We start from the raw sequence: 15,792 nt of genomic DNA on the forward strand, positions 1-15,792 counted from the left end.
ACAAGAACCATAAAAGCCATCGCGGGGAGGAAATCGATGAGAGCTTTGCTCGGCTTTAGCCGACTTATAGACACGATCACGGAATTTATCGGAAAGAGCGTTTCATGGCTGATCCTGGCCGCTGTTCTCGTCAGCGCCGGCAACGCAGTGATCCGCAAGATCTTCAACATGTCGTCGAATGCCTGGCTCGAGGCGCAATGGTATCTATTCGGCGCCGCGTTCATGTTTGCGGCCGCCTATACCCTGAGCCAGAACGAGCACATCCGCATCGACGTGGTCTACGGTCAGTTCTCGCGCCGCGTGCAGCATTGGATCGACCTTCTTGGGCACCTCCTCTTCCTGATGCCCTTCGTGCTGCTCGTGCTCTATTACCTCTTCCCCTATGTGAAGATGTCCTACGTCTCGGGCGAGGTCTCATCATCCGCCGGCGGCCTGATCATCTGGCCGGCCAAGGCCATCCTGCTCTTCGGCTTCCTGCTGCTGGCCTTCCAGGGCGTGTCGGAGATCATCAAGAAAATCGCGATCATGACCGGAAACATGGAAGACCCGACACCCTATGTGCCGACCCATGCGCCGCTTGACGATGTCGTGTCTCCGGAGACCCGTCCATGATCGAATTCATTGCTGAAAACCTGGCGCCGATCATGTTCGCGTCACTGATCGTGTTCCTGCTTTTGGGATACCCGGTCGCCTTCTCGCTCGCCGCCAACGGCCTGCTGTTCTTCATCATCGGCGTCGAACTTGCGCCGCTGTCGGATTCGATCAACCTCTCCTGGCCCCTGCTCAACGCGCTGCCTGACCGGTTCTGGGGGGTGATGTCGAACGACACATTGCTTGCCATCCCCTTCTTTACCTTCATGGGGATTGTGCTCGAGAAATCGGGCATGGCGGAAGACCTGCTCGACACGATCGGCCAGCTCTTCGGCCCGATCCGCGGCGGTCTTGCCTATGCGGTCATCTTCGTCGGCGCGCTGCTTGCAGCCACGACAGGCGTCGTTGCCGCCTCGGTCATCGCCATGGGCCTGATCTCGCTGCCGATCATGTTGCGCTACGGCTATGACCGGAAAGTCGCCTCGGGCGTCATCGCGGCTTCCGGCACGCTCGCCCAGATCATCCCGCCGTCACTCGTGCTCATCGTTCTTGCCGACCAGCTCGGCCGTTCGGTCGGCGACATGTATGCCGGCGCGCTGATCCCGGGCCTGGTGCTGACCGGACTGTACATGGTCTACATCCTGATCATGACGATCCTGAAGCGTGACTCCATGCCGGCCCTGCCGCTGGAAGCCCGCACGCTGGGCTCCGGCGTTACCTCGCTGTTCATCGCGCTCGCGGTCGCAGCCGGCATTGCCTATGCCGCCCACGTCTATCTCTACCCGACCCAGGGCGAGAACGCCGACATCCTCGGCGGCACAGTGGGCGTTGCCTTCATCTATATCGTCGCCCTGCTCGACCGCGGCCTGAAGATCAATGCGATGTCGAGGCTTGCCCAGCAGGTCATCATCGTGCTGATCCCGCCGCTGGCGCTGATCTTCCTCGTCCTCGGCACCATCTTCCTCGGCATCGCAACGCCGACCGAAGGCGGCGCCATGGGTGCAGTCGGCGCGCTGATCATGGCGGCCGCCAAGGGTCGTCTCAATCTGGACGTCGTGCGCGGCGCACTGACGGCAACGACAAGGCTTTCCGCCTTTGTGCTGTTCATCCTGATCGGTGCGCGCGTCTTCTCGCTCACCTTCTACGGCGTCAACGGCCATATCTGGGTCGAGCACCTGCTGACGGCGATGCCGGGCGGCGAGACCGGTTTCCTGATTGCCGTCAACCTGCTCGTCTTCTTCCTGGCGTTCTTCCTCGATTTCTTCGAGCTCGCCTTCATCATCGTGCCGCTGCTTGCGCCCGCTGCCGACAAGCTTGGCATCGACCTCATCTGGTTCGGCGTGCTCCTCGGCATCAACATGCAGACGAGCTTCATGCACCCGCCCTTCGGCTTCGCGCTCTTTTACCTGCGCTCGGTCGCGGCCAAGGTGCCCTATCTCGACAAGATCACCGGCAAGTCGATCCAGCCCGTTACGACCGGCCAGATCTACTGGGGTGCCGTACCCTTCGTCGGTATCCAGATCGTGATGGTGGGCCTGACGATCATGTTCCCGCAGATGGTCATGCACTACAAGGGAACCGGAACGGGCGTCGATCCGAACACCATCAAGATCGAGGTGCCCGGCTTCGGCGCCGGCGGTGGCGGTCTCGGCCTGCCCGGCGGCCTGCAGCTTCCAGGTGGTAGCCCGCTCGACCAAAAGCCGGCCGATCAGGGTGGCGCCCAGCCGCAGACCGCTCCGTCGAACGACCTCAGCCAGCCTCCGTCGTTTGGCAGCCCGGGTGCCCAGCCACAGCCGGCCCCCTCAAACGACCTCAGCCAGCCGCCGTCGTTCAAGTAGGACCGCTGGCAGACAGAAAAGCAAAGGGCGGCCGATAAGCCGCCCTTTCCATTTCTACAATCGCTGAGACGACGACCGAACTCGTTCAATCCAGCCGCTTGGCCGGATTGTCGCGGTACCAGTCGACGATCATCGGCATCGCCTCCTCGAATGGACCGCCGACATAAACGTTGAGCAGCCCGATGCGCGCTTCGCTCTCGTTCTTGAAGTCATGCATCGTCCCGCGCGGGATGACGAACAGCGAGCCCTTCGGCTTCTGGTGCCAGATGTCGCCGACGAGCACGCTCGCCGTGCCCTCGATCACGTAGAAGATCTCGTCGTTGTCGTCGTGCTTGTGGGCGCCCGGTCCCTCGTGCCTGGCCTCGAGCCACCATTCCGAGACCGAAAATCGACCAGCGGTTTCAGCGCCATCGGCTTTGAAGACGGCCTGGATGGCGCCCATGTCGTAGCGGCGGCCCTCGTCGGGACCGAGCACGACCGATTGGCCTTCGCTTGGCATAGTTCTTCCTCCGTCCTGTTGAGGCAGCAACCCTACCACGAAATGCGTTCAGTACGGCGCGCAGCAATACGCCGTGCGCGCGGCAACGAAAAAGCCGCCCGCAACGGATATCGCGAACGGCTCGTTTCAATCGGCAATGAGGGAAAAGCTTAGAGCTTGCCGCCGCGCTGCTGGATCATCATGAAGGTGTCGTAATTGTATTCGGCGATCTGGGCGTTGAGGTAGTACTCGCCGCGGAAAGCCTTGATCGAGTCCCAGATCTTCTTGAAGGTCGGGTTCGAGGCTTCCATCTCCGCGTAGACCTCGTTGGCCTTGTCGAAGCAGGCTGACAGGATTTCGGCGCTGAACGGGCTGAGCTTGGCACCCGAAGCCACCAGGCGCTTGATCGCCGAGGGGTTCAGGTAATCGTACTTCTGCAGCATGTTCGCGTCAGTGGCGTGGCAGGCGGTGCGCAGCAGCGACTGGTAGTTCTTCGGCAAGCCTTCGAAGGCCGCCTTGTTGAACATGGCGTGGACCGTCGGACCACCTTCCCACCAGCCGGGATAGTAGTAGTAGGGCGCAACCTTGTAGAAGCCAAGCTTCTCGTCGTCATAGGGGCCGACCCATTCGGCAGCGTCGATGGTGCCCTTTTCCAGCGCCGGGTAGATGTCGCCGCCGGCGATCTGCTGCGGCACGACGCCGAGCTTCTCGACGACCTTGCCGGCGAAACCACCGATGCGCATCTTCAGGCCCTGCATGTCGGCAACCGTCTTGATTTCCTTGCGGAACCAGCCGCCCATCTGCACACCGGTGTTGCCGCCCGGGAAGCCGACGAGGCCTTGCGTGCCGAGGAACTCGTTGAAGAGGTCGATACCGCCGCCATGGTAGTGCCAGGCGTTCATCCCGCGCGCGTTGAGCGCGAAGGGAACGGCTGCACCGAGCGCCCAGGTTGGGTCCTTGCCCCAGTAATAGTATGCGACCGTGTGGCAGGCTTCGACCGTACCGGCAGCAGCCGCGTCAGCGGCCTGCAGGCCTGGAACGATTTCGCCGGCAGCGAAGACCTGGATCTGGAAAGCACCGTCGGTTGCCTCCGAGACGTATTTCGACAGCACTTCGCCGCCGCCATAGATCGTGTCGAGCGACTTCGGGAACGACGACGCCAGGCGCCAGTTCACCTTCGGGTTTGCCTGCGCGATGGCCGGTGTCGCAAGCGCGGCTGCACCTGCGGCCGCCAAGCCGCCGAGGCTTGCGTTTTTAATGAATGAACGGCGATCCATGGTTCCTCCCCTAGTTCTCGCCAAAGGGCGGGCGCAGCGCGCCTCTACCCATCAATCCACCCTGCCCCTTCCCGGACAAACGGTGGCTCTCCTCCTCGTTACCCGCCGAAAGCGACTGAGATCAGCAGCGCAACCGGCAGGCATTGTCGCACCTTACAGAAACACCGGACCATGTCCAGAAGCCGCTTTCCGGCGTTTATTCGACTTTTGTCTAATACGCCGGAAAGCGATGTCCTTTGCCTAAAATGCAGGCAAATCAATATTTTCGGTCGAAATCAGAGCTCGGCCGACTTGGCCCAGAGGTTGATGTCCGCCTCGCGCGCATAGAGATCGATCTCGGCCAGTTCGTCGGCCGTGAACGTGTCGTTTTCGAGCGCCTTGACGCAATCGACGATCTGCTCGGAGCGGCTGGCGCCGATCAGTGCCGAGGTGATCCGGCCGTTGCGCAGCACCCAGGCAAGCGCCATCTGCGCCAGCGTCTGGCCGCGCTTTTCGGCGATACCGTTCAGCTTGCGGATGTTGTCGATGATCTCGGGGCGGATGAAGTCCTTCTTCAGGAAGTGGTTCTGCGCCGCGCGGCTATCAGACGGGATGCCGCCAAGATACTTCGTCGTCAGCATGCCCTGGGCGAGCGGCGAGAAAACGATCGAGCCGATGCCGAGATCTTCGAGCGTATGGATCAGCCCATCGTCCTCGATCCAGCGGTTGAGCATGGAGTAGCTCGGCTGGTGGATGAGGCAAGGCGTGCCGAGATCCTTAAGGATCGCGGCGGCTTCGCGGGTGCGCTGCGAGTTGTAGGAGGAAATCCCCACATAGAGCGCCCGGCCCGAACGCACGATATGGTCGAGCGCACCGCAGGTTTCTTCGAGCGGCGTCTCAGGGTCGAAACGGTGCGAATAGAAGATGTCGACATAGTCGAGGCCCATGCGCTTCAGGCTCTGGTCGCAGGATGCGATCATGTATTTGCGGCTGCCCCATTCGCCGTAAGGGCCGGCCCACATGTCGTAGCCAGCCTTGGACGAGATGATCAGTTCGTCGCGCAAGTGCGCGAAGTCCGTGCGCATGATTTCGCCGAAGGCAGTCTCGGCCGAGCCCGGAGGCGGGCCGTAATTGTTGGCGAGGTCGAAATGGGTGATGCCCAGATCGAACGCCGTGCGGCACATGTCGACCTTGCGGTCATGCGGTGTGTCGCCACCGAAATTGTGCCAAAGCCCCAGCGAGATCGCCGGCAGCTTCAGGCCGGAACGGCCGAGACGGTTATATTTCATGGTGTCGTAGCGGTTTTCCGCCGGTAGCCAGGTCATCGCACAATCCTCCGCGATCGATCTCCGGATGGCGAACTCGTCCGCCACCCTCAAAAATGAAACGGTTTCCGTAGCGGTTGGCCGCTACGGAAACCTCAGTTCACAAAGGTCTAAACCTCTCCGGTGTCGCTATGAAGCGGCAGCGACGCGATTTCCCGACATTTCTTCTTCGGTCTCGCGCAAGAGTGCCCGAGCTTCCTCGATGCCGAGGGCGGCCGGCTGGGTGCAGGTGGTGGAGAGTTCGACGAAACGTCCCTCCTCGCCAGATTTCAGGATCGACACCATGACGTCGACGCCGTGCAGCGCGCGGTCGAGCGAGCAGCGGGCATCGCGGCCTTCGAGGATGGCGAGCGCCATGTCGGCAAGGCCGGCGGTGCGGTAATTCGCCATCGGCCCCTGCGGATGCTCCTGGTTGGCAACACCGAAAGGATGATCCCAGGGCTCCAGCGGCTCGATTTTCTTGTCGCGGCCGCTTGCTTCCACCGTGCCGCCGAAGAAGTTCGGGTCGGGCACGTAGAGCGAGCCTTCGGTGCCGTAAAGCTCCATGTTGGCATGGCGGTGCGACCAGACATCCCAGCTGGCCGACAGCGTGATCGTCGCGCCGTTCTCAAATTCGAGCAGCGCGTGGATGTTGGTGGGCGTCCTGACCGGGATCACCTCGCCCTTGCGCGGTTCGCTGGTGATCGTGCGGGTCGGGTTGGCCATGGTGGCGAGCGCCGCCACGCGCTTCACCGGACCGATCAGGTTGATCAGGTTGGCGATGTAGTAGGGACCGAGATCGAGGATCGGGCCGCCGCCGGGCAGGAAGAAGAAGTCCGGGTTCGGATGCCACATCTCCATGCCCGGGTTCATGACGTGGCAGGTGCCCGAGGTCACCCGGCCGATCTTGCCCGCGTCAACATAGCTACGGGCAAGCTGATGCGCGCCGCCGAGGAAGGTGTCCGGCGCGCAGCCGACGGAAAGGCCCTTCGCCTTGGCGATCGCCCTCAACTCCTCGCCCTGCTCCAGGGAGAGCACCAGCGGCTTTTCCGAATAGACGTGTTTGCCGGCTTCGAGGATTGCCTTGGAGACCGGATAGTGCGCGTCCGGAATGGTCAGGTTGACGACGATGTCGACATCGGGATTGGCGAGCAGCGCCTCGATGCTCTCAGCTTTAACGCCGTATTCGGCCGCCCGCGCCTCGGCTGCCGCCGGGTTGATGTCGGCGCAGGCGACAACCTTGATGCCCCGGAAAAGCGGGGCAAGCTTGAAGTAGGTGGTGGAGATGTTGCCGCATCCGATGATGCCGACGCCAAGTTCCTTGGTCATGGATAAACCTGCTTCTCAATAGGATTGGATGGAGGCGAGCGAACGCTTGGCGAAGCGCTTGAAATCACTCGGGTTGTCGTGCTCGGCGATGAAGTAGCGGGCCTTCGTGCCGGAAAGTGCCGCAAACAGGCCTTTCCAGTCGACCGTGCCCTCGCCGACATCGGCCCAGCCGTCCTCGTCCTTCTTCTCGCCTGTCGGCGCGATGTCCTTCACATGCACGGCGGTGATGCGGTCGCCATACTTCTTGATCCAGGCGATCGGATCGGCGCCGCCGCGGATGATCCAGGCGATATCGGCCTCCCAGGAGAGATCCGGTCCGCCCGCAAAGATCAGGTCCTGCGGAATACTGCCATCCGGAAGGGCCGCGAACTCGAAGTCGTGGTTGTGCCAGCCGAAGATCAGCCCGGCATCACGATAGGGCTTGCCGGCCTTCTGCAGCCGCTCGCCGAAGGCGCGCCAGCCGGCGGCATCGGTCGGGCGCTGGTCGGGCATCAGGTAGGGGCAATAGATCGCCTTGATGCCGAGCGCCTTGGCGATTTCGAGCACGCGGGCCGGATCGCTTTCGAGCATGTCCAGGCCAAAGTGCGCGGTCGGCATGGCGAGGCCATTGTCGTCGAGACCTTCCTTGAAGCTGGCGATCTCGGCGTCGCTGAGCGCTGCGTAAAGCGCGCCGTAACCTTCGACCTGGCTGTAGCCGGCGTCGCCGAGTGCTTTCAGCACATTGGCGAAAGGCGGGAAATTGCGAGCGCTATAAAGCTGGAAACTGACGTCCTTCATGAAATCCTCCTCGATTTCGTCCTGGGGGTCTTGGGATAGTGGGATCTTGGGGTTGTTGGGGTCTCGGTATCACCTGAGCCAGGTATCGTAGTCCGACACCAAGAGGTGGGCGGGGCCTGCGTCCTCCTCGATCGCCGAGAAGCGACCGACCGGCTCGCGGAAATAGTTGTCGGTGAGATCGTCGTTGACGGTCGATACTTCGCCCATCAGCACGTCGGCGCCCTCGGCCCAGAAGGCGTGCCAGTTGCCAGGGAGAAGCGTGACGCTTTCACCGGCCTTGAGCTTCAGCAGGTCGCCAGCTTTCAGCGTGCGCAGCCGTGCATCGGTCGCGACAACGACGTCGCTCTCCTCGTCAACCGAGCCGTCCGGTTTGGAATTGTACATCTGCAGCACCAGCGAACCGCCGCCACGGTTGATGATGTCCTCGGTCTTGACCGCGTGACGGTGCAGCGGGTTGACCTGGTCCTTGGCGGTGATCATCAGCTTCTCGGCGTAAACCATGCCCTGCCCGGTCTTCAGATTGGCGGCATTGCCGTTGCGCAGCGTGAAGAGCACCAGCCCGAACTCCTCGAAGCGGCCCTTGCCATAGTCGGTAATGTCCCAGCCGAGCCGGGCATCAAAGATCGTCGGACTGTCGGAAGCGACGCGCGCCTTCAGTTGCTCCGGCGACCAGTAGGCAAAGGGTGGCAGGGTGAAGCCGAAGCTCTTCATGAAGGCATCGCTCTCGGCGATGATGTCGTTGACGTGGCTGCGTTTCATGGCGGTCAACCCTTTCCCTGGCAGGATTCGAGATCGAAGGCGGAAAAGCGCGGCAGCTCACCTGCGTCAAACGGCACCTTCGGGGTAAAACGGATGACCTTCGTCTCGCCGGCCAAGAGGTCGAAGGCGTTGTCGGAATAGCGCCCGGCCACATCCGCCTCGATCATCACATGCAGCGCCAAGCCGCTCGCCTTGACCGTGACGTCGAAGGCGCCTTCGCCTGCGGGCGCGACATCGAGTGTCAGGCCGGACGGCTTGAGGTCGAGCGCCTTGTAGGTGCCGTTGACGTGGTGCCCCTCACCGCGCATGCCGTTCGATGCCTCGAACGACCAGAACAGCAGGTCGCCTTCCGGAATGTCGAAAGCCGCGATCGTCGCCAGCGTTGCCGCCCGGTCCGGGCTGCAGGTACCGGCGACCGCCGCGAGCGGCGTGCGCTGGCCATCGAGCGAAACCAGGAAGGTCTGCAGCTCGACGGTCACCGGCTCTGCCGTATCGTTGACCATCGAGAAGGCGATTTCCTTTCCATCTGCCGATGGGATCGCTGCGACCGAGACCGGCTGGAAGAAGCGACGGACCATGTAGTGCATCGCCTTCCAGCTGCCGCCATAGTCGAGGCTCGACCAGGAGGCGACTGGCCAGGTGTCGTTGAGCTGCCAGTAGAGCGTGCCCATGCAATGGGGCTTCAGCGAGCGCCAGTAGTCGACGGCCGTGCGGATCGCCAGCCCCTGCTGCACCTGGCTGAGATAGACGAAGGCCGGAAAATCCTTGGGGAAGCGGAAGTAGCGGAACATCGTGCCGGCGATGCGCTCGTTGCCGCCGACATTCTTCTGGTGGCTCTCGATCACGGGCGACGCGATATTGAGGTCCTTCTCGGCCGAAAACTGCCGGATGACCGGCATCGACGTATAGGACTGGAAGCCGAACTCCGAGCAGAAGCGCGGCCGCACGGTGCGGTAATTGTCGAAGGACTTGTTTTCGTGCCAGACCGACCAGTAGTGCATGTCGCCGGAACCATCGGCATGCCAGGCGTCGCCGAAGTCGAGATATCCCGACGCCGGGCTCGACGGCCACCAGATCGCTTCGGGCAGCGCCGCCTTCAGCGCCACCTCGATGGTGCGGTTCAGCCGGTCATAGGAGACGAGATAACGGTCGCGATCCTTGCGCGGCTCATCGAACCAGGTGAGCGCGCCGACGAGCTCGTTGTCGCCACACCAGACCGCGATCGACGGATGCGACGACAGGCGCTTGGCCTGGTAGTCCACCTCGGCTGCGACATTCTCCAGGAAATCCGGCGTCGAAGGATAGAGGTTGCAGGCGAACATGAAGTCCTGCCAGACCATGAGGCCCAGTCGGTCGCACAGATCGTAGAACCAGTCCGGCTCGTAGAAGCCGCCGCCCCAGACGCGGATCATGTTCATGTTGGCATCGACAGCCGAGGTCAAAAGGTCTTCGACGCCTTCGCGCGTCACCCGCGACGCCAGCGCATCGGCCGGGATCCAGTTGGCGCCCTTGCAGAAGATCTCGCGGCCGTTGACGCGGAAGGCGAAGCGGCTGCCGGCCTCGTCCTTGTCGGTCAGAAGCTCGACGGTGCGGAAACCGATCTGACGCGTCACCTGCTCCTGCGGCACCTCGACGGTCAGCCGCGACAGATGCTGCTCGCCGCTTCCAGCCGGCCACCAGCGCTTGGGCTCGCTCATGGTGAAGACATGGGTGATGCGGGTCTCGCCCTTGCCGACGGCGCAATCGAGCCGTTCGCGGTCCTCATCGAGCGAGAAGTGCACCGGCACAATGCCCGGCCCATCGGCAAAGAGCGTCAGCGTCACCACCAGATCGACGCTGCCATCCTCCAGCCAGACCTGCTTGCTCGTCACATGCTCGATGCGGGCGATCTCCAGCCGGCAAAGGGCGATCTCTCCGTAGACGCCGAGCGGCGCGATCGCGAGGTTCCAGTCCCAGCCGAAATGGCACTGGGGTTTGCGCAGCATATTGCCGTTGGCGATCGGTGAATTGCCAGGGTGATAGGGCACGTAGAAGGGCTGCTCCGCCTGCCGCCGCGCGCCTTCGGCAATCGAGGAATGCAACACGATGCGGATGCGGTTCTCGCCTGCAACCAGCGTCTTCGAGACATCCGGGCGATAGCGGCGGAAGCAATTCTCCGCTTCAAGCACCAGCTTGTCATTGACGAACACCGAGGCAACCGTGTCGAGGTATTCAAGGTCGAGATACCAGTAGCCGGCAATGTCGTCGGCACCGACCGTGACCGTGCGCTCGATCACCCAGTCCTTGTGCGCCACCCACTGCACGTCGTTCTCGTTGCGCCCCACATACGGGTCGTCGATCACGCCGGCCTTCAGCAGCGCCGAATGCACATCGCCCGGCAACTCCATTGCCAGCGCATGGCTATTGTCGACGGAAGAAAGTTGCCAATCCCCTGCGAGATCGAGACGAATGGCGGTGCGGGTGAAATCCTCAGAGAGCATGCGCATGGTTCCATAGATCGACCGGCCACGCCGGCACAGTCATTGCTGGGAGGTGCCGGGCAGCGGTGGCCGCCCCGCATCCCCTTATTTCAGAGTCGGTTCTCGCTTGTCGCATCGAAGATCGAGGCGACGCCCATGTCGAAGGAAAGCGTGACCGCCGTGCCCGGCGCGTAGCGCCGCTGGCCGGCGATACGAACCGACATCGACTGTCCGGCAAGCTTCAGCCACAGCAGATTGTCGGCGCCCATCGGCTCCTCGATATCGACGACCGCCCGGTGCGAGGCCGGCGCGCCACTTGCCGCTTCGTCGACGCGCACATGCTCGGGCCTCAAGCCCAGCACCACCTTCTGGCCATGCACGAAGGGCGCGCGCGACGGATAGGCCGACACGTCGAAATCGACGCCGTTGGCGTGGACGTAGGCGCGCTGGTCGCGCAGCTGCAGTTCGCCGCGAAAGAAGTTCATCGACGGCGAGCCGATGAAGCCGGCGACGAACAGGTTTTCCGGCGCGTTGTAGATCGTCATCGGATCGGCAAGCTGCTGGATCACGCCGCTCTTCATGACCGCGATGCGGTCGGCAAGCGTCAAGGCCTCGATCTGGTCATGGGTGACGTAGATCATCGTGTTCTTCAGCGACTGGTGCAGCCGCTTGATCTCGACGCGCAGTTCCGAGCGCAGCTTGGCGTCGAGGTTGGAGAGCGGCTCGTCGAACAGGAACACGTCGACATCGCGCACCAGCGCCCGGCCGATCGCCACACGCTGGCGCTGGCCGCCCGAGAGTTCCGAAGGCTTGCGCTTCAAGAGCGGCTGGATCTGCAGGATCTCGGCGGCGCGGCTGACGCGCTTGTCGATCTCTTCCTTCGGCACCTTGGCGACCTGCAGGCCGAAGGAGAGGTTCTTCTCCACCGACATCTGCGGATAGAGCGCGTAGGACTGGAACACCATGCCGATGCCGCGGTCCTTGGGCTCCTCCCAGGTGACGTTCTTGTTCTTGATGAAGATCTGCCCGTCGCTGACATCGAGCAGCCCGGCGATGCAGTTCAGCAAGGTCGATTTGCCGCAGCCGGACGAGCCGAGCAGCACCAGGAACTCGCCGTCCTTGATGTCGAGGTTGAGCGTGTCGAGCACAGTGACGGCACCGAAGCTCAACGACAGGTCTTTGACCGATACGCTGACGTTTTGCATGTTGTTACCCTTTCACTGCGCCGGCGGCGATGCCGCGGACAAAAAGCCGTCCGGAGACGAAGTAGACGAAGAGCGGAACCGCCCCGGTCAGGATCGTCGCCGCCATGTTGACGTTGTATTCCTTCACGCCCTGGACCGAATTGACGATGTTGTTGAGCTGAACCGTCATCGGGTAGTATTCCGGCCGGGTGAACACGACGCCGAACAGGAAGTCGTTCCAGATGCCGGTGACCTGCAGGATCATCGCCACGACGAAGATCGGCAGTGACATCGGCAGCATGATCTTGAAATAGATCGTCCAGAAGCCGGCGCCATCGACGCGCGCGGCCTTGAACAGTTCCTCCGGCAGGCCGGCGAAATAGTTGCGGAAGAGCAGCGTCAGGATCGGCATGCCGAAGATGGTGTGCACGAGGATGAGGCCGGTGAGCGTGCCGTAGATGCCCATTTCCCGCAGTACGATGACGATCGGATAGATCATCACCTGATAGGGAATGAAGGCGCCGACGATCAGGATGGTGAAGAACAGCTCCGCCCCCTTGAAGCGCCAGTTGGCGAGCGCATAACCGTTGACCGAGGCGATCGCGATCGAGACGATCGTCGAAGGAACGGTGATGCGCACCGAGTTCCAAAAGCCGCGCGAAAGGCCGTCGCAGTTGAGCCCCGTGCAGGCGCTCGCCCAGGCCTTTGCCCAAGGCTCGAAGGTGATTTCAACCGGCGGGGCAAAGATGTTGCCGAGCCGGATTTCCGGCATGCCCTTGAGCGAAGTCATGACCATCACGTAGAGCGGCAGCAGGTAGTACAGCGCCACGACAATCAGCGTGCCGTAGATCATGATGTTGCGGCCAGACAACGCCCGGCGGGGCTTGGCGCCGCGGGGGCCGGCGACGACCCGGTTTGTCTGCGCCTGCAGTGCGGCCTCTTCAGTCACCGAATTGAAAGCAACGATATCAGACACGCTTGCGCCCTCCCCCGAATTCCAGATAGGCCCAAGGCACGATGATGATGGCGACGGTGATGAGCATCATCGTCGAGGCGGCAAAGCCCTGACCGAGGTTCTGCGCCTGGAACATGTAGTCGTAGACATATTTTGCAGGCACTTCCGACGCGATGCCGGGACCGCCGCTCGTCTGCGCCACCACCAGGTCGTAAACCTTGACGATGCCGCTGGCGATGATCACCAGCGTGGTGATGAAGACGCCGCGCATCATCGGAATGACGACGAAGATGTAGGTCTTCCACATGGGTATGCCGTCGACGCGCGCGGCCTTCCAGATGTCCTCGTCGATGCCGCGAAGACCTGCGAGCATCAGGCACATGACGAGCCCGGTGCCCTGCCAGAGGGCTGCGATCAGGATGCCGTAGATAACGATGTCGGCATTATAGAGCGGGTCGAAGGTGAAGCTTTCCCAGCCGAGCGAGCGCACCACCGACTGGATGCCGAATTCCGGATTGAGCAGCCATTGCCAGACCAAGCCCGTCACGATGAAGGACAGGGCGAAGGGATAGAGCATGATGGTGCGGAAGGTATTTTCGAAGCGGATCTTCTGGTCCATCAATGCGGCCAGCACGAAGCCGATCAGCAGGCTGAAGATCAGCGAGAAGATGCCGTAGATTGCCAGATTCTGCACCGAAATCAGCCAGCGCGGCGCCGCCCAGAGGCGCTCGTACTGATCGAGGCCGACGAATGAGAGCCGCGGCAACAGCTTGGAATTGGTGAAGGAATAGACGACCGTCCAGATCGTGCCGCCGAGGAAGATCACCACGGCCGTCAGAATCATCGGGACGGAGGCAATCTTCGCGTTCAGGTTCCGCAGCCACTGGTTCGGTCGGCCCGAACCTTGTGTGTAACCCGCCATGTTTCGTTCCTCCGGAACTGCATTGGGTTTCGGACGATGGGCAGCCCCGCGCACTCAGCGCGCAGCGCTCTGCCACATCAGGGCGACAACCACTCCCATGGGGCCCGCAAACGCATCACGCGCGGACGACCGGCACATCCTGCCGAATGGGAGGCTTTGACCGGCCTCGTTTTCAAAGAGGCCGGCCAAGGCAGTTGCGGTTATTCCGCGTTCGCGATGATGTCGGCGAAGCGCTTCTGCGCGTCTTCCGGCGTGATCGACGGGTTGGCGAAGAATTCGGAGAACAGGTCTTCCTTCTGCTTCTGGCTGTCGGCCGAAAGCAGCTGGTCGGTACCCTGGATCACGTTGCCCTTGGCAAGAATGTCCAGCCCCTTCTTCATGCAGTCGTTGGCAGCCGCCAGATCGACGTCGCCGCGCACCGGCAGCGAACCCTTCTTGAGGTTGAAGGCGACCTGCGTCTTCGGATCGAGCAGCGTCGAGGCCAGCGCTTCCTGCGCCTTCGACTTTTCCTCGTCCTTCAGAAGCGGGAAGTAGAAGGCGTCGCCACCGGTCGAGATGATCTCGTTGACGCCGAGGCCCGGCAGGCAGGTGTAGTCGGTTCCGGCCTTCTGGCCGGCAAGCGCGAATTCACCCTGCGCCCAGTCGCCCATGATCTGGCCGCCGGCCTTGCCGGTGATGACCATATTGGTCGCCTGGTTCCAGTCCTGGACGTTGGAGCCCTTCGACATGCGGCGGGCATCGTCGGCAGCCTTGAAGACCTTGGCGATCTCGGGGCCTGCGGCCACTTCCTCGTCCTTGTCGCCGAACACCTTCTGGAAGGTGTCCTTGCCGGCGATCGCCACCATCAGCACGTCGAAGGCGCCGGCTGCCTGCCACGGCTGACCGCCGACGGCGAGCGGCACGATGCCTGCCTTTTCGAGCGCGGGCGCCGCGGCTACGAATTCATCCCAGTTCTTCGGAACCTCGACGCCGGCCGTCTTGAAGGCCGCATTCGACAGCCACAGCCACTGCCAGGAGTGGATGTTGACCGGGGCGCAATAGATCTTGCCGTCGATCGTGCAGGAATCGAGCAGGCTCACCGGCTTGATGATGTCCTTCCACTTCTCGAGGGTTGCGACATCGGTGAGATCACGCATCAGCCCGGCCTGAACCAGTTCCTCGGCCTGGCGACCATGGTTGAACTGCGTGGCGCCCATCGGGTCGCCACCGGTGATGCGGCTGATCATGATCGGACGGGCGGTGCCGCCAGAACCGGCGATCGCGCCGTCGACCCAGTGATTGCCCGTCGCATCGAAGGCCTTGGCGAGTTCCGCGACCGCGGCAGCTTCGCCGCCCGAGGTCCACCAATGGGTCACTTCAAGATCGACAGCGTTGGCTGCGCTGAGCGGCAGGGCCACGGCGGCTGAAAGCACGGCGGCGAAAGAACGTAAATTCATGAGTCTCCTCCCTCACTGTAACGTTACCGTAAAAAACTTAGTGCAATCGATTACAGGACGCAACACCCACCACAATCGATTTAAACAGAATCTTAAAAAACACCCATTGCGTGCATACGGCAGCCGCGTTCCAAAGCGCTTTGTGCGCAATGGCGGCACCCACGCGGCCAGCAGGAATCCCTTTCATCGCGCTGAAATACATATATTTTCCGCAACAATGGCGCACCGGCATCGGAGGCGCCATCTCGCAAGCGCAAAAAACATGCGCCAAAACTTCCGATTCAACCAGTCCGCTCCATCTTTCGCAGCGCAGCAACGAAAACGCTCGACATCGCAACTGTATCGTTACAGATTTGAAGCAATTTGATCCATCCAAAGCAGCATAGCCGCCACCGACTTTTCGTATATAACGCGATGACGTGACAGGGCGACGGCGCGGCGGATGGAACTGAACCGACGCGTTTCGCTGCCGGATGGGCAATCTGGCGGCGGGCGGCAAGAGAG

General features: G+C 62.1%; 13 protein-coding genes. 2 read left to right on the forward strand and 11 right to left on the reverse strand.

Features of this window, described 5'->3' with window-relative positions:
* Nucleotides 1–36: 36 nt before the first annotated feature.
* A complete protein-coding gene (locus tag FA04_RS08510) occupies nucleotides 37–612 on the forward strand; it encodes a TRAP transporter small permease subunit (RefSeq protein WP_034788445.1) in 576 nt (191 codons plus the stop codon).
* Nucleotides 609–2,429 carry a TRAP transporter large permease gene (locus FA04_RS08515; RefSeq protein WP_034788443.1) on the forward strand — a complete coding sequence of 607 codons (1,821 nt, stop codon included), beginning with the start codon at nucleotides 609–611 and terminating at the stop codon, nucleotides 2,427–2,429. The genes FA04_RS08510 and FA04_RS08515 overlap by 4 nt, the downstream gene beginning before the upstream one ends.
* An 85-nt stretch (nucleotides 2,430–2,514) precedes the next feature.
* Here FA04_RS08515 and FA04_RS08520 read toward each other — a convergent pair whose 3' ends face one another.
* The 11 genes from FA04_RS08520 to FA04_RS08570 form a co-directional block, all read right to left on the reverse strand.
* The gene (locus FA04_RS08520) at nucleotides 2,515–2,928 is read right to left on the reverse strand and encodes a cupin domain-containing protein (protein ID WP_034788438.1); all 414 of its coding nucleotides are present in this window, start codon (nucleotides 2,926–2,928) and stop codon (nucleotides 2,515–2,517) included.
* Between the two features lie 149 nt (nucleotides 2,929–3,077).
* Entirely contained in the window at nucleotides 3,078–4,184 is a 1,107-nt protein-coding gene (locus tag FA04_RS08525) for a TRAP transporter substrate-binding protein (RefSeq protein WP_034788435.1), read from the reverse strand.
* A gap of 275 nt (nucleotides 4,185–4,459) precedes the next feature.
* Nucleotides 4,460–5,488 carry an L-glyceraldehyde 3-phosphate reductase gene (gene mgrA, locus FA04_RS08530; RefSeq protein WP_034788432.1) on the reverse strand — a complete coding sequence of 343 codons (1,029 nt, stop codon included), beginning with the start codon at nucleotides 5,486–5,488 and terminating at the stop codon, nucleotides 4,460–4,462.
* Between the two features lie 129 nt (nucleotides 5,489–5,617).
* Nucleotides 5,618–6,796 carry a Gfo/Idh/MocA family protein gene (locus FA04_RS08535; protein WP_051659132.1) on the reverse strand — a complete coding sequence of 393 codons (1,179 nt, stop codon included), beginning with the start codon at nucleotides 6,794–6,796 and terminating at the stop codon, nucleotides 5,618–5,620.
* Nucleotides 6,797–6,811: 15 nt separating this feature from the next.
* On the reverse strand, nucleotides 6,812–7,573 hold the full coding sequence (locus FA04_RS08540) for a sugar phosphate isomerase/epimerase family protein (protein WP_034788429.1): 762 nt from the start codon (nucleotides 7,571–7,573) through the stop codon (nucleotides 6,812–6,814).
* Between the two features lie 69 nt (nucleotides 7,574–7,642).
* Nucleotides 7,643–8,332 carry a D-lyxose/D-mannose family sugar isomerase gene (locus FA04_RS08545; RefSeq protein ID WP_034788426.1) on the reverse strand — a complete coding sequence of 230 codons (690 nt, stop codon included), beginning with the start codon at nucleotides 8,330–8,332 and terminating at the stop codon, nucleotides 7,643–7,645.
* 5 nt (nucleotides 8,333–8,337) lie between these two features.
* Nucleotides 8,338–10,812, reverse strand: coding sequence for a beta-mannosidase (locus tag FA04_RS08550; protein WP_034788423.1), 2,475 nt, complete (start codon nucleotides 10,810–10,812; stop codon nucleotides 8,338–8,340).
* An 89-nt stretch (nucleotides 10,813–10,901) separates the two neighbouring features.
* A complete protein-coding gene (locus FA04_RS08555) occupies nucleotides 10,902–11,996 on the reverse strand; it encodes an ABC transporter ATP-binding protein (RefSeq protein ID WP_034788421.1) in 1,095 nt (364 codons plus the stop codon).
* Between the two features lie 4 nt (nucleotides 11,997–12,000).
* A complete protein-coding gene (locus FA04_RS08560; RefSeq protein WP_370689664.1) occupies nucleotides 12,001–12,828 on the reverse strand; it encodes a carbohydrate ABC transporter permease in 828 nt (275 codons plus the stop codon).
* Nucleotides 12,829–12,943: 115 nt separating this feature from the next.
* Entirely contained in the window at nucleotides 12,944–13,852 is a 909-nt protein-coding gene (locus tag FA04_RS08565; RefSeq protein ID WP_034788417.1) for a carbohydrate ABC transporter permease, read from the reverse strand.
* Nucleotides 13,853–14,052: 200 nt separating this feature from the next.
* Complete coding sequence (locus FA04_RS08570) at nucleotides 14,053–15,288, reverse strand: ABC transporter substrate-binding protein (RefSeq protein WP_034788414.1); 1,236 nt, start codon at nucleotides 15,286–15,288, stop codon at nucleotides 14,053–14,055.
* Nucleotides 15,289–15,792 lie beyond the last annotated feature (504 nt).

Origin of the sequence: Ensifer adhaerens (assembly GCF_000697965.2) — a bacterium.
GTDB lineage: Bacteria > Pseudomonadota > Alphaproteobacteria > Rhizobiales > Rhizobiaceae > Ensifer > Ensifer adhaerens.